This is a genomic window from Pseudomonas sp. B21128 (assembly GCF_044218865.1).
GTDB classification, from domain to species: domain Bacteria; phylum Pseudomonadota; class Gammaproteobacteria; order Pseudomonadales; family Pseudomonadaceae; genus Aquipseudomonas; species Aquipseudomonas iridis.
Window position 1 is genome coordinate 2129363 of record NZ_CP162590.1, and the last position, 22210, is coordinate 2151572.

General features: G+C 61.0%; 20 protein-coding genes and 1 pseudogene. 9 read left to right on the plus strand and 12 right to left on the minus strand.

Annotated elements, in window-relative coordinates; all coding sequences use genetic code 11:
* The 4 genes from AB4P91_RS09455 to AB4P91_RS09470 form a co-directional block, all read right to left on the minus strand.
* The gene (locus AB4P91_RS09455; RefSeq protein WP_042561233.1) at positions 1 to 555 is read right to left on the minus strand and encodes a tetratricopeptide repeat protein; all 555 of its coding nucleotides are present in this window, start codon (positions 553 to 555) and stop codon (positions 1 to 3) included.
* Between the two features lie 224 nt (positions 556 to 779).
* Positions 780 to 2063: a glutamate-1-semialdehyde 2,1-aminomutase gene (gene hemL, locus AB4P91_RS09460; protein WP_395604681.1), complete on the minus strand. Its 1284-nt coding sequence runs from the start codon at positions 2061 to 2063 to the stop codon at positions 780 to 782.
* A 17-nt stretch (positions 2064 to 2080) separates the two neighbouring features.
* Positions 2081 to 2704, minus strand: coding sequence for a thiamine phosphate synthase (gene thiE / locus AB4P91_RS09465; protein ID WP_150595255.1), 624 nt, complete (start codon positions 2702 to 2704; stop codon positions 2081 to 2083).
* 18 nt (positions 2705 to 2722) lie between these two features.
* Entirely contained in the window at positions 2723 to 3520 is a 798-nt protein-coding gene (locus AB4P91_RS09470) for a hydroxymethylpyrimidine/phosphomethylpyrimidine kinase (protein ID WP_047303578.1), read from the minus strand.
* Positions 3521 to 3834: 314 nt separating this feature from the next.
* Between AB4P91_RS09470 and AB4P91_RS09475 the strand changes: the two genes are divergently transcribed.
* The 4 genes from AB4P91_RS09475 to AB4P91_RS09490 all read left to right on the plus strand — a co-directional run bounded on the left by AB4P91_RS09475 (position 3835) and on the right by AB4P91_RS09490 (position 10333).
* Entirely contained in the window at positions 3835 to 6189 is a 2355-nt protein-coding gene (locus tag AB4P91_RS09475) for a 7TM diverse intracellular signaling domain-containing protein (RefSeq protein WP_395604682.1), read from the plus strand.
* 94 nt (positions 6190 to 6283) lie between these two features.
* Positions 6284 to 7933, plus strand: coding sequence for an acyl-CoA dehydrogenase family protein (locus tag AB4P91_RS09480; RefSeq protein ID WP_395604683.1), 1650 nt, complete (start codon positions 6284 to 6286; stop codon positions 7931 to 7933).
* A gap of 192 nt (positions 7934 to 8125) precedes the next feature.
* A complete protein-coding gene (gene amn / locus AB4P91_RS09485; protein ID WP_191624076.1) occupies positions 8126 to 9625 on the plus strand; it encodes an AMP nucleosidase in 1500 nt (499 codons plus the stop codon).
* 72 nt (positions 9626 to 9697) lie between these two features.
* Positions 9698 to 10333, plus strand: coding sequence for a pseudouridine synthase (locus AB4P91_RS09490; RefSeq protein ID WP_150688114.1), 636 nt, complete (start codon positions 9698 to 9700; stop codon positions 10331 to 10333).
* Here the strand turns inward: AB4P91_RS09490 and AB4P91_RS09495 are convergent.
* Both AB4P91_RS09495 and AB4P91_RS09500 read right to left on the minus strand, forming a co-directional pair.
* Positions 10328 to 10537 (minus strand): DUF2788 domain-containing protein, encoded by a 210-nt coding sequence (locus tag AB4P91_RS09495; RefSeq protein WP_042561226.1) that lies wholly within the window; start codon positions 10535 to 10537, stop codon positions 10328 to 10330. The two genes, AB4P91_RS09490 and AB4P91_RS09495, sit on opposite strands and share 6 nt — an antisense overlap.
* Positions 10538 to 10700: 163 nt before the next feature.
* On the minus strand, positions 10701 to 11180 hold the full coding sequence (locus AB4P91_RS09500; protein ID WP_042561225.1) for an Lrp/AsnC family transcriptional regulator: 480 nt from the start codon (positions 11178 to 11180) through the stop codon (positions 10701 to 10703).
* 454 nt (positions 11181 to 11634) lie between these two features.
* On the opposite strand from AB4P91_RS09500, the gene AB4P91_RS09505 reads away from it, so the two are divergent.
* Complete coding sequence (locus AB4P91_RS09505) at positions 11635 to 12672, plus strand: DUF6515 family protein (RefSeq protein WP_395604684.1); 1038 nt, start codon at positions 11635 to 11637, stop codon at positions 12670 to 12672.
* A 27-nt stretch (positions 12673 to 12699) separates the two neighbouring features.
* Here the strand turns inward: AB4P91_RS09505 and AB4P91_RS09510 are convergent, their stop codons facing one another.
* On the minus strand, positions 12700 to 13608 hold the full coding sequence (locus AB4P91_RS09510; RefSeq protein ID WP_395604685.1) for a cation diffusion facilitator family transporter: 909 nt from the start codon (positions 13606 to 13608) through the stop codon (positions 12700 to 12702).
* A 15-nt stretch (positions 13609 to 13623) separates the two neighbouring features.
* On the minus strand, positions 13624 to 14043 hold the full coding sequence (locus AB4P91_RS09515; RefSeq protein ID WP_150602142.1) for a polyribonucleotide nucleotidyltransferase: 420 nt from the start codon (positions 14041 to 14043) through the stop codon (positions 13624 to 13626).
* A 363-nt stretch (positions 14044 to 14406) separates the two neighbouring features.
* On the opposite strand from AB4P91_RS09515, the gene hrpB reads away from it, so the two are divergent.
* A complete protein-coding gene (gene hrpB / locus AB4P91_RS09520) occupies positions 14407 to 16926 on the plus strand; it encodes an ATP-dependent helicase HrpB (protein ID WP_395604686.1) in 2520 nt (839 codons plus the stop codon).
* Positions 16927 to 16982: 56 nt separating this feature from the next.
* On the opposite strand, the gene AB4P91_RS09525 is transcribed toward hrpB, so the two are convergent.
* The 3 genes from AB4P91_RS09525 to AB4P91_RS09535 all read right to left on the minus strand — a co-directional run bounded on the left by AB4P91_RS09525 (position 16983) and on the right by AB4P91_RS09535 (position 19799).
* On the minus strand, positions 16983 to 17903 hold the full coding sequence (locus AB4P91_RS09525; protein WP_395604687.1) for a hypothetical protein: 921 nt from the start codon (positions 17901 to 17903) through the stop codon (positions 16983 to 16985).
* A gap of 66 nt (positions 17904 to 17969) precedes the next feature.
* Positions 17970 to 19049, minus strand: a complete 1080-nt coding sequence (locus AB4P91_RS09530) for an endonuclease/exonuclease/phosphatase family protein (protein WP_395604688.1) — start codon at positions 19047 to 19049, stop codon at positions 17970 to 17972.
* A 75-nt stretch (positions 19050 to 19124) separates the two neighbouring features.
* The gene (locus tag AB4P91_RS09535) at positions 19125 to 19799 is read right to left on the minus strand and encodes a YciC family protein (RefSeq protein WP_150597065.1); all 675 of its coding nucleotides are present in this window, start codon (positions 19797 to 19799) and stop codon (positions 19125 to 19127) included.
* 178 nt (positions 19800 to 19977) lie between these two features.
* Here AB4P91_RS09535 and AB4P91_RS09540 point away from each other — a divergent pair, with 178 nt between their 5' ends.
* From AB4P91_RS09540 to AB4P91_RS09550, 3 genes are all read left to right on the plus strand, one after another.
* Complete coding sequence (locus tag AB4P91_RS09540) at positions 19978 to 20721, plus strand: DUF2076 domain-containing protein (RefSeq protein WP_395604950.1); 744 nt, start codon at positions 19978 to 19980, stop codon at positions 20719 to 20721.
* Positions 20722 to 20859: 138 nt separating this feature from the next.
* Positions 20860 to 21339, plus strand: coding sequence for an NYN domain-containing protein (locus AB4P91_RS09545; protein ID WP_395604689.1), 480 nt, complete (start codon positions 20860 to 20862; stop codon positions 21337 to 21339).
* A 41-nt stretch (positions 21340 to 21380) separates the two neighbouring features.
* Positions 21381 to 21986 (plus strand): PolC-type DNA polymerase III, encoded by a 606-nt coding sequence (locus AB4P91_RS09550; protein ID WP_150595266.1) that lies wholly within the window; start codon positions 21381 to 21383, stop codon positions 21984 to 21986.
* A gap of 123 nt (positions 21987 to 22109) precedes the next feature.
* Here AB4P91_RS09550 and AB4P91_RS09555 read toward each other — a convergent pair.
* Positions 22110 to 22210, minus strand: a pseudogene (locus AB4P91_RS09555) (Lrp/AsnC family transcriptional regulator); the annotation flags it as partial.

The window sequence follows — 22210 nt, forward strand, 5'->3', positions numbered from 1 at the left end:
TCAGGGGAGAGGCGAAAACGGCGTACGCCCATCGGCGCTCTGCAGTTCCATCAGGTATTTACGGAAAATTTGCCCAAGCACCTGTGTGGCGGTTTCGAGGTCTTCGCGGGACATTTTTTCAGAGACTTCGTCGGCAGTGTCCAGCGCCTCTTCGGCGCCGTTGACCGCGGCCATCTTCAGCACGATGTACGCCTGAATGTTGTTGGCCTGTACGCCTTCGCCGTGGAAGAACATGGTGCCGAGCTTGAATTGCGCCTGGGCATGGCCTTGCAGCGAGGCTTTTTCGAAATAGCTCAGGGCTTGATTGAGGTCGCGCGGCGCATTCTTGCCGTCGTAGTAGAACTCACCCAACTCGTATTGCGCTTGCGCATCCCCTTCATCCGCTGCCTTTTGGCAGGCGGCCAGTGCCTGCGTGACGTCTTGCGGCTGAGTATTGAGGGTGCAACGACCCATCGCCGGGATCAACAACGAGTTGCCGCCTGCTTGTGCATGCGCGAGCAGGGGCTGAAGGAGCAACAGGCAGCCCAAGGCAAGGGTGCGGCCGGTGCGGTTCATGGGAATCGACTTACCTCTGAAGGGCACGCGGACCCATCGAGGGATCCAATAAGCGCGCATTATGAAATAAGCAGGGCCATCCTTACAAAGTCTTTACTCGTTTTTCTGCTGCGCGGGGAATATATCGCCCGCTTTAGGCGGATATTTAGCAGAGGCGTCGGAAAAACAGCTCGGGTGTAGGTGAAAGCTGACGCTGGCAATGGCCAACGTCAGCGGTTCGGCGATTATTTCAGTTTGGCGAAGGCGCGCACGGCTGCTTCCAGAGTCAACTTCAACTCGGCTTCGCCGTGGGCGATAGAGGTGAAACCGGCTTCGAATGCACTCGGCGCCAGGTACACGCCGCCTTCCAGCATCAGGTGGAAGAAGCGACCGAACAGGGCAGCGTCACTGGCCATCACGTCTTCAAAGGTGACGATGTCGTCGGCACCGCTGAAGTACAGGCCAAACATGCCGCCGGCCTGAGTGGTCACGAACGGAATGCCCGCAGCGTCAGCGCGTTGTTGCAGGCCGTCGAGCAGGCGCGTGGTGTAATCGGTCAGTTCGTCGTGGAAACCCGGACGGCTGATCAGGCGCAGAGTGGTCAAACCGGCAGCCATGGCCAGCGGGTTACCCGACAGCGTACCGGCCTGATACACCGGGCCCAGTGGCGCGATGCGTTCCATGATTTCACGGTTGCCGCCGAAACAGCCGACCGGCATGCCGCCACCGATGATCTTGCCGAAAGTGGTCAGGTCTGGTTTCACGCCGTAGTAAGCCTGCGCGCCACCGAGGGCCACGCGGAAACCGGTCATCACTTCGTCGAAAATCAGCACAACACCATGCTTGTCGCACAGCGAGCGCAGACCTTCGAGGAAGCCCGGCGCTGGCGGCACGCAATTCATGTTGCCGGCCACTGGCTCAACGATGATGCAGGCGACTTCTTCACCGACTTCGGCGAGCATTTTTTCCACGGCGTCGATGTCGTTGAACGGCAGGGTCAGCGTGTGTTTGGCGAACGCGGCCGGTACACCCGCCGAGCTCGGAACGCCTTGGGTCAGTGCGCCGGAACCGGCCTTGACCAGCAGACTGTCGGAGTGACCGTGGTAGCAGCCTTCGAATTTGATGATGCTGTCGCGGCCGGTGTAACCACGAGCCAGGCGGATGGCGCTCATGGTCGCTTCGGTGCCGGAGCTGACCATGCGCACCATGTCCATCGACGGCACCAGCGAGCAGACCAGGTCGGCCATCTCGGTTTCCATCGCGGTCGGCGCGCCGTACGACAAGCCGTGTTGCAGTTGATTGCGCACCGCGTCCAGCACGTCCGGGTGGCTGTGGCCAAGAATCATCGGGCCCCACGAGCCAACGTAATCGACATAACGCTTGTCGTCTTCGTCAGTGACGTAGGCGCCTTCGGCGTGTTTGAAGAACAGCGGCGTGCCACCCACGCTCTTGAACGCGCGAACCGGTGAGTTCACGCCCCCGGGAATGTGTTTCTGGGCATTGGCAAACAGGGTTTCGGAACGAGACATGATCGGGCTCTCAAAAATCAGGATTTGAACAATTCATTGAATGCGCGGGCGCGGCGGGTCACTTCGGCGGTGCTGTCGGCACCAAACAAACCGTGGACCACAGCGAGCAAGTCGACGCCGTGGGCCACCAGCGGCGCAGCGTTGTCGAGGGTAATGCCACCAATCGCGCAGATCGGTAGATGCAGCGCACGTTTGGCTTCGTCGAGCAGATCAAGGCTGCAGGTCGGTGCGCCGGGTTTTGTGTTGGAATTGAAGAAACGACCGAAGGCGACGTAACTCGCGCCTTCCTTGGCAGCCTGTTGCGCCAGTTCGATTTGCGCGTGGCAAGTCGAGCCGATGATCGCTTTCGAGCCGAGCAGGGCGCGGGTCGGTGACAGCGGGCCGTCGGTCTGGCCCAGATGCACACCGACGTTCAGGCGCGCGGCCAGTTCGGCGTCGTCGTTGATGATCAGCTGCGTCTTGTAGCGTTCGCACAGATCGCGCAGCGTCTCGGCTTCGCGCAGACGGCGGGCCTCGTCGCTGCTCTTGTCGCGGTATTGCAGCAGGGTCACGCCGCCTTCCAGCGCCGCCTCCACGTACGACAGGAACTTGCCGGCCAGCAACTGGCTGTCGGTAATGGCGTACAGGCCACGTAGTTTCATCAGGCAGACCTCACGACGTTACGAGCAGAAATCCAGCGGCAGGCGACGCGGGACAAACTGGCCTTTGCCCAGCTGTTCGGCATCGCGCAGGGTGCGCCAGGTGTAATCCAGTGCACTGCGCACGGCGCTGGCGAGGTTTTCACCTTGCGCCAGGCGACCGGCCAAGGCACTGGCTAGGGTGCAACCAGAACCGTGATAACTGCCCGGCAAGCGCTGGCAGTAAAAGGTTTCACGCAGACCGTCGCGGCTGTACAGGCGATTGTGGATTTCAGTTTCGTCGCCGTGGCCACCGGTAATCAGCAGGTTCTTGACGAACGGCAGAAGTTTTTCAGCGCACTCATCCGCGGTGCCTTCGGGCAGTTCGGCAAGGATGCGCGCTTCGGGAAGGTTGGGGGTCGCGATGATCGACAGTGGCAGCAGACGTTCGCGCATCGCATAGCCGACTTCGTCCTTGCCCAGACGTCCACCGCCGCCGGCGCGCAGTACCGGGTCGCAGACCACCGGCAAGTGCGGGTGCGCGGACAGCAGTTCGACAACGGTGTCGACCATTTCCAGCGAACCGAGCATGCCCAGTTTGACCGCCGCGACTTCGGAGTCGTTGAGCACGGCATTGGCCTGGGCCAACACCCACTCACGGTCGAGGACGCGGAAGTCAGTGACGTTGACGGTGTCTTGCACGGTCAGGGCGGTGACGGCCGGAGCCGCATGGCAACCCTGCGCGAGCAGGGCTTCGATATCTGCCTGCAAGCCGGCGCCACCACTGGGGTCGTGGCCGGAGAGACAGAGGACAACGGGGCGGGAGCTGTAGATATTCATGGTGCGCGAGCTTACCACCAAAGCTGATTTTCGGGTGTGGCTGGCGCAGCAAGATCAAAAGATCGTCCGATCGCGGCCCGAGTCGTTGGACGATCTTTTGATCTACCTGACCAATCAAACAGCTCTAGCTCGCTGCTTTGCTCTGGAACGCCCGTTCTAGAGCCTTTGTAGGAAAAATTCCGATGGTGCTCAATGGCCATCAACGGCTATGCTAGTCTGGATCCAAACCAATAACAGGTAACACCGGTTTTACGTCTACTCAAAAGGAATGGGGGGCTTCCTGACACTACCGGACGAGCCACGCTGGGGCTTCAATGCGCTATCTGCTGATGTTGCTGTTCTGCTTGCCCCTCATGGCGAGCGCCGTCGAATTCGACGAATTCACCCAGAGCCTCCCTCTGGGCCGGTCACTGCAAGTGTTCGAAGACCCAAGCGGTCAGGCGAGCATTGCCGATGTCCGCGCGCAGGCTGCTGCCGGCAATTTCAAAACCCACGACAACGCCACGCTCAATGCCGGGTACTCACGCTCGGCATTCTGGCTGAAGATCGACCTGCATTACCGCCCGAGCAACCCAGGTGCCCAGCGCACCTGGCTGCTGGAGTTGGCGTACCCGCCGCTTGACCATCTCGACCTGTATCTGCCCGACGCCCATGGCGACTTTCACCTGATCCGGCAAACCGGCGATGCCTTGCCGTTCGCCAGTCGTGAGATCCGCCAGAACAACTATCTGTTCGACCTGACGTTCGCGCCGGATCAACAGCAAACCGTGTACCTGCGACTCGCCAGCGAAGGCTCGATCCAGGCGCCGGTGACGTTGTGGTCGAGCACCGCGTATCTCGAAGATCAGCCGGTGCGCCTGTACGTGCTGGGTATCATTTATGGCGTGCTGCTGGGGATGGTGGTCTACAACCTGTTCATCTACCTGAGCGTGCGAGACACCAGTTACCTCTATTACATCTTCTACATTGCCTCGTTCGGGCTCTATCAGCTGTCGGTGAATGGCGCGGCGGTCGAGTATTTCTGGCCGAACAATCCGTGGTGGGCCAACGCCGCCACCCCGTTCTTCATCGGTTGCGCGGGGCTGTTCGGCAGCCAGTTCGCCCGCAGCTTTTTGCAGACCAGGATGCACAGCCGCTGGCTTGACCGCTTGCTGATCGCCCTGATCGCATTCGGTGCGCTGGTGGTGGGTCTGTCGTTGATGGCCAGTTACGCCTTGGCCCTGCGCCTGGCAACAACGTTGGCGCTGACTTTCACCGTGGTGATTTTCGCCGCCGGGATTCTGGCCTGGTGCCGCGGCCTGCGGGTAGCGCGCTACTTCATCATCGCCTGGTCGGCATTTCTGCTCGGTGGTGTGATCAACACACTGATGGTGCTGGGCTTGCTGCCGAACGTGTTCCTGACCATGTATGCCAGCCAGATCGGCTCGGCCATCGAGGTGGCGCTGCTGTCGCTGGCATTGGCCGATCGCATCAATGCGATGCGCGAACAACAGGCGCAGACTCTGTTCGATGCCGGGCAGAAGCTCGAAGTGCTCAACCAGCAACTGGCCCGCAGCAACAAGCTCAAGGATGAATTCCTCGCGACCCTGACCCACGAACTGCGCACGCCGATGAACGGTGTGATCGGCTCGCTGGAACTGATGCAGACCGTCGACCTCGACCCGGAGCTTGAGCAATACCAGCAAACTGCCGCCGGTTCCGCCCGCGACATGATGCGCATGGTCAACGGCATCCTCACCCTGACCGAATTGCAGGCCGGCAAGCTCAAGGCGACACCGGGCAGCTTCAGCCTGCGCGGCGTGGTCGAGGCATTACGCGTGCAATTTGAAAGTAATGCGGCGAGCAAGTCGCTGGATTTCAAAGTCGACGTGCTACCGACCCTGCCGGATCGCCTGAACGGCGACAGCACGAAACTGGCGCAATGCCTGGAGTGCTTGCTGGATAACGCGATCAAGTTCACTCGCGTGGGCGGTCTGGCACTACGTGTTACCGGCAAACCGACGACGGACAATCGTATGGCGTTGTCTTTTGCAGTGATCGACACCGGTATCGGCTTCACTGATCTGGGCGAGGCAACGATGTACCAGCGCTTCTTCCAGCTCGACGGGTCGATGACCCGTGAGTACGGCGGCTTGGGCGTAGGTCTGGCGATTTGCCGACAGTTGGTGGAATTGCTCGGCGGCAAGCTCACCCATCGTTCCGAACCCGGTCGCGGCAGCCGTTTCCAGCTGGACGTCGAGTTCGAATTGCCGGTGGTCGAGCCTGCGCCAATAGCGGCGCCTGCCCGCGATTGCATACGCGCACCGCAGGACTGCACGGTGTTGTTGGTCGATAACAACAGCGTTAATCAACTGGTGATGCGCGGCATGCTGCTCAAGCTCGGTTTCCGCGTGCGCGCCGCCGATAATAGTGCGGCAGCGCTCGATTGCCTGCAGCGCGAGAGCTTCGACGCAGTACTGATCGATTGCCAGTCGTCTGCCCAGGACGGTGCGGCATTGGGCTGCCAGATCCACGCTTTGCCGGGTTGCGCCCATCTGCCGGTGTTCATGTTGGCGCTGAGTGCCGACCGCGAGATGTGCAGCCCTGGCGCGGTGATCGATTACCTGAACAAACCGGTGAAATTCGAAGAGTTGCAGGCAGCGCTGGAGCGGCGTGTGCTGTGCTGCTGACAGGGTAAAAGCGCCGCGAAAACGGCGGATATGACACTTTGTTCGGCGGGGGGGCGGTGCTTAACTGACCTTCTCGCTGAAGAAGGAACCCGTCATGAACCTGCATCAGTTCGCCGAAACCCACGAAGTCACCAACCAGCCGCCGTCGCTGGACGGCAGCAACCTGTACCGCATTGATCTGCCGTTGCAGGAGTGGTCGCGCCGGTTTGGCTCCGGTTGGGCCGAATCGCGAATTGACGCCTACGGTGCTATTGCTGGCGGGCCGCTGATGGAAGCCGGGTTCCTCGCCAATCAGAACAAACCGGTATTCGCCAGCCATGACCGCTACGGTCATCGCATCGATCTGGTGGAATTCCATCCCGCTTATCACGAGCTGATGCGCACGGCCATCGAGCATGGCCTGACGTCCTTGCCATGGGCGCATCCGCAGGACGGCGCCCATGTTGCTCGGGCGTCCATGAGTTACCTGCACAGCCAGGCCGAGGCCGGCAGTGGCTGCCCGTTGACCATGACGTTCGCCAGCGTTCCGGCCCTGCATTTGCAGCCGAACCTGGCCCAGCAATGGCTGCCGAAAATCCTCGCCACTGAATACGATCCGCGCAATGTCGGCATGGCGCACAAGGCCGGGGTCACCATCGGCATGGCGATGACCGAGAAACAGGGCGGCACCGACGTGCGTGCCAATACCACCAAAGCCTATCCGGTCGGTGCCAGCGGGCCGGGCGAGGCCTATGAGCTGGTCGGGCACAAGTGGTTCTGCTCGGCGCCGATGTGCGATGCGTTCCTCACGCTGGCTCAGACCGACAAAGGCCTGACCTGTTTTCTGCTGCCGCGCCATCGTCCCGATGACACGCGCAATCAGTTCTACATCCAGCGCCTGAAAAACAAACTCGGCAACCAGTCCAATGCCTCCAGCGAAGTGGAATTTCGCGGGGCGCTGGCGTGGATGGTCGGTGAAGAGGGGCGCGGCGTGCCGACCATCATCGAGATGGTGGCCATGACCCGTTTCGATTGCATGGTCGGCTCCAGCGCACTGATGCGTCAGGCGCTGACCCAGGCCAGCCATCACTGCGCGCACCGCAAGGTCGGCGGCAAACTGCTGAGCGAACAGCCGTTGATGCAGAACGTGCTGGCCGATCTGGCGCTTGAAAGCGAGGCCGCACTGGCCCTGAGCCTGCGCATGGGCAAAGCGCTCGATCATCTGGATGATCGCCATGAAGCGCAATTCGCCCGGTTGGTGACGGCGGTGGGCAAATACTGGATCTGCAAACGTGCGCCGGCCATGATCAACGAAGCCGCCGAATGCATGGGCGGTGCGGGTTATGTCGAAGACAGCATCTTGCCGCGACTATACCGCGAGGCGCCGGTCAACTCGACGTGGGAAGGTTCGGGCAACGTCCAGTGCCTCGACGTGTTGCGTGCCTTGTCCAAAGAGCCGGGCGTGCTGGATGTGTTGTTCAGCGAGCTCGGTGACGGCCATGGTGATAAACGTCTGGCCGCGCATATTCAGCAGTTGCAGGCGCAGTTCAAGGATACGAGCGACATTCAATACCGGGCGCGGCAGTTGACTGAGGATATCGCGCTTGGGCTACAGGCCAAGCTGTTGCTGGAGGCGGGGAATGCGGCGGTCAGTGATGCCTTTATTGCCAGTCGTCTGAGTGGTGGCGGACGAGTTTATGGCGCGCTGCCGCGTGGACTGGACGTCGAAGCCATCGTCGCCCGCTCGACCCCGCAAGGTTTCTGACCCCAATCTCCCCAACACCACAAAACCCTGTGGGAGCTGGCTTGCCAGCGATGGCGTTCTGTCACTCGACATCGATGTTGAATGTGACGCCCTCATCGCTGGCAAGCCAGCTCCCACAGGGATTCGGGTTGTCTGAAAGATTTGGGTGTAGCCACAACGCCACTGTTCCCGTCACGCCACGATGCAGGCAAGATGAAGCCCTGCAAGTCAGAACACAGGAAGCTGATCGTGACCGAAGCGTTTATTGTCGTTCAAACCGCCGAACAAGCCGTGGATCGTCTGGCCGAGCTGCATGAGCGGGCCACCTCTGCGCTGAACTCGGCGCTCAAGCGGTACCTCAAGGATCGCGTCGAGCCCGACGCCGAGCAGCGTGCCCAGTTTCGTTATCCCGAACTGCGTCTGACCTATCACTGCCAGGGCGAAGTCCCGCAGACCACCCGCGCCTACGCCAAGGTGCAACTGCCTGGCACTTATAGCGTCACCGTCACCCACCCGGCGGCCTTTCGCAAATACCTGCTCGAACAACTTGTGCCGTTGATGCACGACTTCACCGTGACCGTGGAAGTCGGCGTCAGCCAGCAAAACATTCCGTATCCCTACGTGGTCGAACAGGGCGACGAACTGGCCGGCTCCGGCGTGACGGCCGCGGTGCTGGCGCGCGTGTTCCCGAGTACCGATTTGTCTGCCGCCACCGATGGCATCGCCGACGGTCTCTACGATTGGGAAAACACCGATCCGCTGCCATTGGCGCTGTTTGATGCGGCGCGCGTGGATTTCTCGCTGCGCCGTCTGGTGCATTACACCGGCAGCGACTGGCGTCATGTGCAGCCGTGGATCCTTCTGACCAACTATCACCGTTACGTCGACCAGTTCATCGTCCATGGTCTGGAGCAATTGCGCAGCGACCCGCGTTTCGTGCGCATGGTGTTGCCGGGCAACGTGATCATCGAAAAGAGCATGGATCACGGCGAAGCTTCGGCGATTGCTGCCGGTGTGGTCTGGCACCGCTACCAGATGCCGGCCTATCACCTGATCGCCAGCGATGGCCACGGCGTGACCTTGGTCAATATCGGCGTCGGCCCGTCCAACGCCAAGAACATCACCGACCATTTGGCGGTACTGCGTCCGCATTGCTGGCTGATGATCGGTCACTGCGGCGGCCTGCGTCAGTCGCAGACCATCGGCGATTACGTGCTGGCACACGCCTACATGCGTCGCGACGGTATTCTTGATCGGGTGGTGCCGCCCAACATTCCGATCCCGGCTCTGGCCGAAGTGCAAATGGCGCTGCAACAAGCGGCAGCCAATGTGACGGGTGAGAAGGGCGACGATCTGAAAAAACGCCTGCGCACCGGCACCGTGCTGACTTACGACGATCGCAACTGGGAGCTGCGTTGGGCTCAGGAGCGGCCGTTGATCAACCTGTCCCGCGCCGTGGCGGTGGACATGGAAAGCGGCACGATTGCCGCGCAGGGTTATCGCTTGCGAGTGCCGTATGGCACGTTGCTGTGCGTTTCGGACAAACCGCTGCACAGTGAAATCAAGCTGCCGGGTTCGGCCAACGCCTTCTACGAACGCGCGGTCAGCCAGCACTTGAAGATCGGCATTGAAGCGGTCGATCTGCTGCGCACCGAACTCAATTCGCTGCACTCGCGCAAACTGCGCAGTTTCGACGAACCGCCGTTCCGTTAACGGTTAGTCGTGGTCATTTGGCGATCCGGGCACTAGCATTGTCAGCCCAGATCGCCAGATGTAGTTTTGCCCATGTCCCGTCCCCCGCGTCCACCTTCCCGCCGTCCCGGCGCGAAGCCCCCGTCTTCTGCCCCTCGCCGTGTCGCCAAGGCGCCGCCGGCCGAGCCGAAGCTGATCCTGTTCAACAAGCCGTTCGATGTGCTGACGCAATTCAGCGACGGTGAAGGGCGGGCGACGCTCAAGGATTACATTGACGTGCCGGGCATCTACCCGGCCGGGCGTCTGGACCGTGACAGCGAAGGTTTGCTGCTGCTGACGAACGACGGCCAGTTGCAGGCGCGGATCGCAGACCCGAAACACAAGCTGGCGAAAACCTATTGGGTGCAGGTCGAAGGCGAGCCGACGGACGAGCAGTTGCAGCGTCTGCGTGATGGCGTCGAGTTGAATGACGGCATGACCTTGCCCGCCGAGGCGCGCCAACTCGATGAACCTGAGCTGTGGCCACGCAACCCGCCCGTGCGCTTTCGCAAAAGCGTGCCGACGAGTTGGCTTGAACTGGTGATTCGCGAGGGGCGCAACCGTCAGGTACGGCGCATGACTGCCGCGGTCGGGCTGCCGACGCTGCGGTTGGTGCGGGTCAGGATTGGTGACTGGACGATCGACGGTCTCGATCAGGGCCAGTGGGCGGAGGTGCCGGCGCGCTTATAGAGCGCCGGATTCGATCAGGCCGATCACCACGCTCTTGATGATGAACGCGGCCACACCCAGGCCCAGCACGAAGAACAGAATGAGCGAGCCGAAGCGCCCGGCCTTGGACTTCTTCGCCAGATCCCAGACGATGAAACCCATGAAAATGATCAGGATGCTGACCAGACCGGTCATCATCCACTCTTCGAGTAATGCAGGATCCATCGGACATCTCCGGCGCGGGGCGGGGTAAAGGGCGGCGGCGATTATACGCTATGGATTTGGGCGTGGTATTGATCTGGGTCTGATCCCGAATCTTTCCCTCACCCTAACCCTCTCCCTCAGGGAGAGGGCTGGGCGGGCGGCGTTCCGATGAGGAGGCCTTTGATCAGCTACGCAAATGAGTCAGCGGCAACTCGGTGCTGTTCAGCACCTGATTCAGCACAAAGCTTGAGCGAACGCTTGTTACGCCATCAATGCGGGTGAGGTGACCGAGCAACAGCTTCTGATAGTGATCCATATCCGGTACCACCACTTTCAACTGGTAATCAGCATCCACCCCCGTCACCAGGCTGCACTCCAGCACCTGCGGCAACGTGCGAATCGCCGCTTCGAAATTCTCGAAACGCTCTGGCGTGTGCCGGTCCATGCCGATCAGCACGTAAGCCGTCAGGCTCAGGCCGAGCATCTTGCGGTCCAGTAGCGCCACCTGACGCGAGATATAGCCGTCGTCTTCCAGCTGTTTGACCCGGCGCGAGCAAGGCGAGGGTGACAGACCGATGCGCTCGGCCAACTCCTGGTTGGAGATGCGGGCGTCGCGTTGCAATTCCGCCAAAATGCTCAGGTCGTAACGGTCGAGTTTGCTCATCAATCTGTCCTTGGTTGTAACTATTGCGGCGGATTATCTATCCAGGGTGAAAAATTGCGCAAGTGATGTTTATTTGAGCAATCTTCGCAATCCTCTGTCGCGGCCTCAGGCTTATTCTTATCACCAGAATCACTGCTCGGTAACACAGTCCACGCGGCCCGCCCAATCAGGCCTGCCGCGGCCGCCACCCCCACCGGGGTTGGGCCGGCTCCCGAGCTACGCACTGTCCATAAGACGGCGTGAGGTGAGCCGACGTCAAAAGCGTCGAGCCAGGACGAAGTTCTCTAAAGGGAGGCCGACGGGTCTCCCTTTTTTCTTGTGCGCGATTTACTGCTGCGCCGCTCAATAAATAAGTGGCGTGACTGATAACCTGTTGCAGAACCCGGTGTGTATTTCCCCGGTCTTAGCTACAGGCCACTCCAATCAAGGGCTCTGAGCCGCAGTGAGGAATTTCATGAAGTCGCGCATCTGGCAGTTGGCCGGTGTTGGTTTGCTGTGTATGAATATCAGTGCGCAGGCACTGGCCGATGAGGCGCAAAATCGTGGCCCGGATGGCGGCGGCCGCGGGCCGGAGCATCAAGGCAATAATCAGGGCCATGGCGGCGACCATCAGCAGCGCGGGCAGAATAATCCGCAGCAGCAGAATCAGCCGCGCCCGCAGAGCAACGAGATCATTCGTGGCGACAACAGCCGCCAGTTCGAGCACAACGGTCAGCAAAACAATGGCCTTAACCAGAACCGCCCGGCCTACAACCCCAACCCGGTGCGCCAGCCCCCTCCACCGCCGCAGCTCCCGGCCAACAGCCTGCCGATCCAGCCGCGCCCCGACGCCGTGCGCCAGACCCAGGAGCCACGTCAGGGTTACTACCGCGATGAGCGTCCGCAAAACGGCTACAGCAATCAGCATTGGCAGACCGGCAATCGGCCCAACGACCATCGCTGGCCGGGACGTCCGGACGGTCACGGCAATGGTTGGGGCCCCGGCCCGCAATATCGCCCGGGGCATGTGATCGATCGCTTCCCGGATCGTGACTATCGCGTGCCGTATCGCGGTCAGGATTACTTCTATTCCGGCGGCTACTGGTATCGCCCGCAAGGCCCGCGCTACATCGTCGTGCAACCGCCGCGCGGAATTCGTACGCAGTACTTGCCGGATTACGCCCGTGAAGTGTGGGTCGGTGGGTCGCTGCTGTTCCTCGCTGCCGGCTCTTACTACGCGTATCAGCAAGACACGCAGGATTACATCGTGGTCGCGCCGCCCGTGCAGCAGCAACAGCCGCAATCCCAGGGCTACGACGTCGAGGCCTATCCGGCCAATGGACAGTCGCCGCAGCAGGTGCAGCAGGACGGGTACCAGTGTTATCAGTACGCGGTGCAGCAAAGCGGTTTCGATCCGCGCACCGCGACGTATCAACCGGCGCCCGAGGTGGTCCAGGCCTACCGTCAGGCCCAGGGCAATTGCCTGAGCAGTCGCGGTTATCAGGTCAGATAGAAGCCGCTACGAGCTGCAAGTTTCGAGCTACAAGCTTGAATCTTGAGGCTGGCGGCTTGTAGCTGCTTTGATCGGGTCGGCGTGCACCAGCACTTCGGCTCGCGGGTAGGCTTTGTGAATGGCATCGGCGGCCTGATCGCTGATGCCGTGCGCGACGGACAACGTCAGCTCCCCCGGCAATTCCAGATGCAATTGCACAAACCAGTGGTTGCCCGAGATCCGTGTGCGCAAGTCATGCGCGCCCAGCACCCCCGGCACACTGCACGCCAGTTCGAGCATTTGCTGGCTGACGTCCGTCGGTAGTTCCTCGTCCATCAACACTGAGAAACTTTCTCGGGCGATCTGCACCGCGCTCCACAAGATGTAGACAGCAATCCCCAGACCGAACCACGCATCCAGTTGCTCAAAACCAAACCCGGCCAGCATCAGCGCAATCAGAATGCTGCCGTTTAGCAGCATGTCCGAGCGGTAATGCAGCGAATCGGCGCGCACGGCGTTGGAGCCGGTCGCCTTGATCACCCGATGCTGCAACACCAGCAGCGCCAGCGTCAGCAGCAGGGAAAACACGATCACGCCGATGCTCAGCCAGGGCGCGCCCAGCGGCTGCGGATTGTTCAACCGCTCATACGCCTGAAATGCGATCAACACCGCACTGCCACCAATGAACAGTGCCTGCGCCATGCCGGCCAGCGACTCCGCCTTGCCGTGGCCATAGCGGTGATCGTCGTCCGCCGGACGTAACGCGTAGTGCACTGCCAGCAGATTGAGCAACGACGTGACGCCGTCCAGCGCCGAGTCAGTGAGGCCGGCGAGCATGCTCACCGAACCGCTCAGCCACCAGGCGATGGCTTTGGCGACGATCAGCGTGCAGGCCACCGCCACCGAGGCGCGGGTGGCCAACCGCAGCAGGCGGGCGTGTTCGGGCTTGGAGATCATGGGCAGGGTGATTCCTTATGCGGCAGGTTGCAGGCCGAACATCGCCAGTTGCTGAGTGCTGCCCTTGTGCTGGATCAGGCGTGGATCGTCCAGCGGGAAGTTGCGCCCCAGTTCCGTTTCGAGAATAGCCTGCAACTTTTGGTTATCGACCTGACCGTCCGGGCCGACGGCTTGCTTGAGCTTGGCCGGATCGATTTGTGCGGTATGACCTGGCTCGAAATAGATCGCGCCAGTGGCGAAGTCGACAGCAAACGCAATCAGCCCGGGGATCACGTAGAACAGCAGCCCGACGGCATCGAGCACGGCAATCGCCGGGTCGATCTTGCCGTCGATCTGGCCGCGACGATCCGGATAGAAAATCGAGCCGCACGCGGTGATTTGAGTGAGCAGGGTGGCGACCAGCACGCCGCCGATCAGGCGAAAAGGTAAACGCATGGGAAATCTCCTGAGTCATTTGTAAACGAAGCGTCGTCGAGTGAAGTTAAGACCTTGACGAACGCCAAGCAGTTCGCCGTTATACTCGCCGCTGGCAGGGCGTGCCCACAGTAAATTGCGGCCTCGTCTCACCCCTACCGAAATATGTTGAGGATTGAAGTTGTTTTCTCCAGATCGACACCGCGTGAAGGCTGATGAGTCCTGTCGGGGTTCGGCCCTCCGGGCTAAAGCTGTGAGCGCGCCATGCTGCGTTGCGGGACTTGGCAAGGAAACGACCCTTACCTGCGTCCCGCGCCTTGCCTGGCACGCTCACATCTTTAACGCGAGTCGCAATTTACTGTGGGCACGCCCTGGGGAGCCAGCATGATTTCTTTGCCGATCGATGAAGTTTTACCCGCCCTGCGTGAAGCGTTGGCGACACGCCACGAAGCCGTGCTCGAAGCACCGCCCGGCGCCGGTAAAACCACCCGCGTGCCCTTGGCGCTGCTCAATGAAGCGTGGCTCGATGGGCAAACCATCCTCATGCTTGAGCCTCGTCGTCTGGCGGCGCGTGCCGCAGCGGAGCGACTGGCCAGCGAGTTGGGCGAGAAGGTCGGGGAGACCGTCGGGTATCGCATCCGTCTCGACAGTAAGGTTGGTCCTAATACCCGCATCGAAGTGGTCACCGAGGGCATTCTCACCCGCCGCTTGCAGGACGACCCGGCACTGGAAGGCGTGGGTCTGCTGATCTTTGACGAATTCCACGAACGCAGCCTCGACGCCGATCTGGCATTGGCCCTGAGTTTGAACGGTCGCGAACTGTTTCGCGCTGAACAGCCGCTGAAGATTTTGCTGATGTCCGCAACGCTGGAAGGCGAACGCCTGGCCGGTTTGCTCGACGACGCGCCGATCTTGCGCAGCGAGGGCCGCATGTATCCGGTGGCAATGCGCTGGGGCCGGCCGTTTCAGCCCGGCGAATACATTGATCAACGTGTGACGCAGACGGTACTCGAAGCGCTCAATGATGAAACCGGCAGCGTCTTGGTGTTTCTGCCGGGGCAGGCGGAAATCCGTCGCGTCCATCAACAGCTGAGCGACGCCATCGGTGGGCGCAGCGACGTGTTGCTCTGTCCGTTACACGGTGAGCTTGATCTGAACGCGCAACGAGCCGCGATCGATCCGGCTCCACCCGGTCAGCGCAAAGTGGTGCTGGCGACCAACATCGCCGAAACCAGTTTGACCATCAACGGCGTGCGCGTGGTGATCGATGCCGGGCTGGCGCGGGTGCCGCGTTTCGATCCGGGCAGCGGCATGACCCGCCTCGACACTCAACGCATTTCCAAGGCCAGCGCCACCCAACGCGCAGGCCGGGCAGGGCGTCTGGAGCCGGGCGTTTGTTATCGCCTGTGGTCGCAGGATCAACACGAGCAACTGGCGGCCTACGGCAGTGCGGAAATTCTCTCGGCAGATCTGGCCAGCCTTGCGTTGCAACTGGGGCGCTGGGGCGTGACACCGGGCGAGCTGGTCTGGCTCGACGTGCCACCGGCGGCGGCTTACGCACAGGCACAGGATTTGTTGCAGCGTCTGGGTGCGCTGGACGGCGAGGCGCTGACTGCGCACGGTCAAGCCATGGCCGAGCTGCCGGCGCATCCGCGTATCGGCCACTTATTGCTGCGCGGTCAGGCGTTGGGGCTGGCGACGATGGCTTGTGATGTCGCCGCGCTGCTGGGCGAGCGCGATATCTTGCGCGGCGCCGGGGCCGACCTGCACAGCCGACTGGTTCTGCTCTCGGGCGAAGCGCGCGCCACCCGTGGGGCGCAGGGCGGCGTGCAGCGTGCGCGGCAACTGGCGCGGCAATATCGCGGTTACCTGCGCGGTAAGGCGAGTGAACCGGTCAACGATCCGGATCATCCGCGCTGGCTCGGCGCTTTGCTGGCGCTGGCCTATCCAGACCGTGTCGCCCAACAGCGCCGGGCCGGTGGCGCTGAGTATCGCTTGGCCAACGGCCGCGCCGCGCTGTTCGCCGAAGCCGACAGCCTGATGAAAGAACCGTGGATCGTCATTGCCGACCTCGGCAGCCGTCAGGGGCAGCGCGAAGAACGGATTTATCTGGCGACGGATTTTGATCCGGCGCTGTTTGATTCGGTGCTGGCCGAGCAGGTGCAGTGCGTCGATCAATTGGACTGGGACGAGCGCGAAGGGGTGTTGCGCGCCGAGCGTCAGCGCAAGGTCGGTGAGCTGATCCTCAGTCGTGAACCGTTGACCGGTCTCGATGAAAGTGCACGCAGTCAGGCACTGGTCAATCTGGTACGACGCAAGGGGCTTGAGTTGCTGCCGTGGACCCCGGAACTGCGTCAGTGGCAGGCGCGTGTCGCCCTGTTGCGGCAGCTGGATCTGCAGACTCAAGACGCAAGCCAATGGCCGGACGTCAGCGATGCCGCGCTGATGAAATCCCTTGAACACTGGCTGATGCCGTATCTGGGCAAAGTTTCGCGGCTCAGTCATTTCGCCAATCTGGATCTATCGAGCATCGTGCGCAATCTGCTGCCGTGGCCGCTGCCGCAACGGCTGGATGAGCTGGCGCCGCATCATCTGAGCGTGCCGTCGGGTTCGTCGATTCGTCTGGATTACAGCGAGTTTCCGCCGATTCTGGCGGTGCGTCTGCAGGAGTTGTTCGGGCTGGCCGAAACCCCGCGAATCGCTGGCGGCAGGCAGGTGGTCAAGCTGCATCTGCTGTCACCCGCACGGCGTCCGGTGCAGGTGACGCAGGATCTGGCCAACTTCTGGCGCAGCACTTATGCCGAGGTGAAGAAGGATTTGAAGGGACGGTATCCCAAGCATTATTGGCCGGATGATCCGTTGGTGGCGGAGGCCACTGCCCGGGCCAAACCTCGTGGCACCTGAAGATCAAATGATCGCAGCCTGCGGCAGCTCCTGCAGGATGTGAATCGGCCAACAATTCATTGCTGCGAGAAAACCGTCTTCACCCAACCTTGCAGCGTGTATTTCTCATAGATGGGGGCAGGGATGTCCACGTACGGGGCTGTGATGAAGTGCTCCGGAATCACCGGGCTGTTTTCGTCGATGACCAGAATGTTTGCCGGATTGTAGAAGTCATAATCGACCACACTCTTGTTGGTCGTGATGACCTTTTTTCGCGAGGCCATGGCTTCAAAAAAGCGAAAGCTCAAACCGGTCTGACCCGGCTTGGAAATGTCCAGAATGATCTGCGAGCGCTTGACCAACTCGCCCACGGACTCCAGCGACATTCGCTGCTCGAAGAACGTAATGCCCGGATGAGCCCCCGGGATCGGTTTGCACTGCACCAGAAACCTGTAATCGGTAATGCCGAGTCGATCGAACTCATTCGCCAGACCTTCAAGTGCCGGCACCCGGTCCCTGCCGGCCATCACCACAAACGCCGAGTAATCGCCGGGCGCACCGTCGGCCACATAATCGTCGTAAATGAAATTGTGCAGTTTTTTCAGACCGTGGCTCTTGGCGTTTTCCGGGTCGAATGAAAACACCTCGTCATACCTGGCCAGCGCTTCGCGACTCATCGGCCAGCGACTGAAGCTGTCGTACAGATAAGCGATCTTGCGCTCTGAGGCGCGCAATCCCGTTGCTAACTGCTCCGGATCGATTTGCGCCGGGTTGATGATGAGGGCAACGTCGAATCGCCCGCCTGCACCTATGGCGCGTTTGACCTGGCGCAACTGAGCCCAACGCTTGAGCGGACGACGGATGATCTTGGGGGCTCGATCGAACGTGTTGGCCATCGCCGACGTATCAATGAAGCACACGTCGTTATCCTTCCTCAGATGGTCAGCCAGTTTACGGGCATAACCGCCGATGTCCTTGCACATCAACAAGATTTTCATGCGTCTTCCATGTTGTAAATTCGAAGGCCGAAGCCGTGTAATCGGGCCGTTGGAGCAATGCCATTGCTATGGGGTGGCCGGGAGCAGAAAGCGGGCGATCACTGGCAAGTGATCGGAAATGCGCAGGGTATCGTCCTGGCGCACCATCGCTTCAACCCGTTTGATCTTCGGGCTGTAGAACAGATAGTCGACCGTGCGATCCGGGCCGTTGAGGCCGGGATCGTTGGGGTAGTGCGTCAGCCACTGGGCGCGATTGATGCCGCTGGCTTCGTTGTTGGTCGGGATCATCGGGTATTTGTCCCACAGCAGATGTAACTCGCTGTCGGCAGCGTAGGGCGTGCGCTGCTCGGCGGGCAAACGGCGATATTGGCCGAGCGGCAGCAGGTTGAAGTCGCCGCCGACCAGCCACAGCACACCCTGGCTTTCATACTTGTCGAGTACCTTGGCCACGGCCGTCACCTGCGCCTGCAGGGTGTCATTCGGTTGGCTGGCGCGTTCCAGATGCGTATTGAATACGGTCAGTTGCCCGCCATCGCTGAGCGGCAGACGGGTCGCGAGCAGGGCGTTTTTGGGTTGGTACTGGCGGCTGATGAAATTGCTCGAAGCCACCGGTAATTGCAGGCGTTCGGCGTGTTCGATGCGGTAGCGGCTCAGTGTCGCCAGTTGTCGTCCGACGCTGCCAAAGATGCGTGGTTCGGGAACGAAGTCGGCTTTCCAGTCAAACGCGCTGACGCTGCACGGATACAGATCGGCGACCCGCTCCTGCAACAAGTTGAGTTGATGCTGATAGTCGCTGGCCTTGGCGCCGTTATCCAGTTCCTGCAACAGCACCACATCGGGTTGCTCGTCGCGGATCACCCGCGCCACTTCATCGAGACTGAAGGCCATGTCTTCCAGGGTCGGCGCTTCGTCGTTGCCCTGGGCCAGATCATTCCAGAACACGTAACGCTTGCCGGCCAGGTACTGCACGTTCCAGGTCATGACTTTCAGCGCTTGCCCGGGCACCAGCGCAGGCGGGGTGCCGGTGCAACTGACCGGCAGGGTTTCCCGGGTGTCGGGGCGCCAGGTCAGGCTGAACAACAGCACGCCGATCAGCGCGATGGCGAGCACAACAAGCAACAGGGTGTAGCGCAGCAGACGGGTCATGGCTCGGCTTATAGCGTTACAGAAAGTGGCCCCGAGCATACCCGAGTGCGCGCCCGTCGCCCAAGGCCAAAGCGATCAGACCGCGCCACTACGTTTGTCAGGCAGTTCGCTGATCAGCATGAACAGGCGAAACAGCACCACGCTGGTGAACAGTTGCAGGAAGCTGTGGGCACTGTCGATCAGTACGGCGATCACCGGGTTTTGCGGCTCGGGATAAACCGCCAGGCTCGCTCCTTTGAGCAACCACAGCGGCGTCATCACGCAGAGAATGCACAGCAGGATTCGCCAGAAATGCCCACGGGTCAGGCGCAGGCTTTCTTTCATGGCGTGCAATGGATTGAGGCCGCGCAGGACCAGCAGGTATTCGCCGAACGCCAGCATCACCATGAGGATCAGGCCCGGCAGGAAATACAGCGAAATGCCCAGCAGGATCAGCAAGGTATTAAGCGCCGTCAGCAAGGCGAAGCGCGGCCACAGGGTGGCAGCCATCGCCAGCAGGTCGCGGTTGCGCGGCGACTCGCCACGGCTGCGGGCATCGAGAAACAGGATCAGCGCGGCGGTATACAACGGATAAATCACCAGGCCGACGATGATGCTGCTCGCCGCAAAGCTTTCCGGCCCGGTGGCGCGATCGACCACCTGTTGCAAAAAGGCTTCGACGATCACCAGCGGCAGGCACAGCTGCACGATGCTGACCAAATGGCGTTTGAAAAAATACAGAGAGTCGCGCAGCACTTCGAAGGCATTCATCAGTCGGTATCGCAGGTCGAAAACAGTGGCTCACTTTAACCGATGATGTGCGGCGCGGCACAAACGTAAACATTCGGTAAAGGTCGTTGAAACATCCTGTCACCGTCGCCATTACAGGTGAGCACCCCGTCCAGTGTGGACGAGGGCAATGTTTTCCCCGGCAATCTACGAGGTCGCCATGAACAGCGAAGAGCAAACCCTGATCGATGGATTGTTTTCCCGGCTGCAACAGGCCGAAACGGAAGCAGCCCCGCGCGATGCCCAGGCCGAGACGCGGATCAAGGAACACCTGACACGCCAACCGGCGGCAGGTTATTTCATGACCCAGGCGATTCTGGTGCAAGAGGCAGCGCTCAAGAGCCTCGACGAACAGAACAAGCAACTGACCCGGCAAGTCCAGCAGTTGCAGGCCGAACTGCAATCGGCCAAGGCCCAAGGTGCGGCGTCGACGCCGAGCGGTGGCGGTGGTTTTCTGTCGAGCATCTTTGGTGGCGGCAATTCGCGTCCGGCACCGGCCCAGAGCACCCCGACATCCACTGGCGGCTGGCGTGAACCGGCACCGCAGCAGAACTTCACCGCGCCCGCGCCGCAACAGAGCTTTGGCGCACAGTCGCCTAACTACGCGCAACAAGCGGCTCCGGCGGCAGGCAACAGCTTTCTCGGTGGCGCCTTGAAAACCGCCGCTGGCGTGGCCGGCGGTGTGATGCTGGCGCAGGGCATCAGCAGCCTGTTTCATCACAATCAGCAGCCGGAAGAAATTGTTGAAGTGATCAAGGAAGGGCCGGCGCAGGTTGCAGACCAGAGCAACAGCGGTTGGGGCGATGACCCGCGCATGGCCGGAAACGACCAGGGTGGGGTTGCCGATACCGACTACAGCGATGACAACTCATCGTTCTTCGATGACGACGATTCCTTCGTCTGACTCACCATTCGTCCGGAGCCCCTGCGGGCTCCGGACCGATTATTCGCGTCACCTTCCTTCGGGCTGGCATACTGAGCGCCATTTTCGGGCCTGGCGCCTGATCCCGCTTCGTGCGCTTGCGCGCTCACAGGAACTCCGGTGAAAAAAATCGCAGTGTTCGCCGACGTGCAGAACCTCTACTACACCGTGCGTCAGGCCTATGGTTGCCACTTCAACTACGCGGCGCTGTGGGCAGACATCAGCAAGGACGGGCAGATCGTCGAGGCCTACGCCTACGCGATCGACCGTGGCGACAGCAAGCAGCAGCAGTTCCAGCAGATCCTGCGCAACCTCGGCTTCATCGTGAAGCTCAAGCCGTACATCCAGCGCAGCGACGGCTCGGCCAAGGGCGACTGGGACGTGGGCATCACCCTCGACATCATGGACGCCGCCGACCACGTCGACGAAGTTGTCCTGGCGTCCGGTGACGGCGATTTCGACATGCTGCTGGAACGCATCATCAGCAAACACGGGGTGCAAGCGGTCGCTTACGGCGTTCCCGGCCTCACCGCCAACTCGCTGATCCGCGCCGCCAGCCGTTATGTGCCGATCGATGGCGCACTGCTACTGAAGAATTGAGCGGTTACTGAAGAATTGATTTGTACGGAGTTGAACCCGGTTTGGAACGCATTGCAGTCATCGACTTTGAAACCACTGGCCTCTCGCCAAACAGCAGCTGTCGCGCCACGGAAATCGCCGTGGTCATGCTGGAAAACGGCCGCATCGTCGAGCGTTACCAGAGCCTGATGAACACGGGGGTACGCGTCCCCGCGTTCATCGAACAACTGACCGGCATCAGCAACGCCATGCTGCGCACCGCGCCGCCGGCGGAAAAAGTGATGAACGAGGTCAACGAGTTTGTCGGCTGCACGCCGCTGCTGGCGCACAACGCTTCGTTCGACCAAAAGTTCTGGGACTTCGAGCTGGGGCGGATCAAGCGCACGCGCCTGCAAAACTTCGCCTGTTCGCTGTTACTCGCCCGCCGACTGATGCCGGCCGCGCCGAATCACAAACTCGGCACCCTCACCACGTTTGCGCGTCTGCCGCACACCGGTCAGGCTCACCGGGCAATGGCGGATGCGGAGATGGCGGCGAACTTGATGGCGCACTTGGCTGAAGAGCTGCGGCACAAGCATGGGGTGCGTGAGCTGAATCACGACCTGTTGTGCAAATTACAGAAAGTCCCAGCCGCTAAAGTCAGCGAACATCTACAGCGCTATCGCTGATCCCTCAATCGCAGTAGCTTCCCTGTAGGAGCTGTCGAGTGAAACGAGGCTGCGATCTTTTGATCTTGTTTTTAAAAGCCAGATCAAAAGATCGCAGCCTGCGGCAGCTCCTACAGGAGAACTCTACTTGCCGTTGCCTTCGATGTGCCCCAACGGCACGCGTTTCTCGATGGCGCTCGACAACACAATCGAGTTCTGTAGGAGCTGCCGAAGGCTGCAATCTT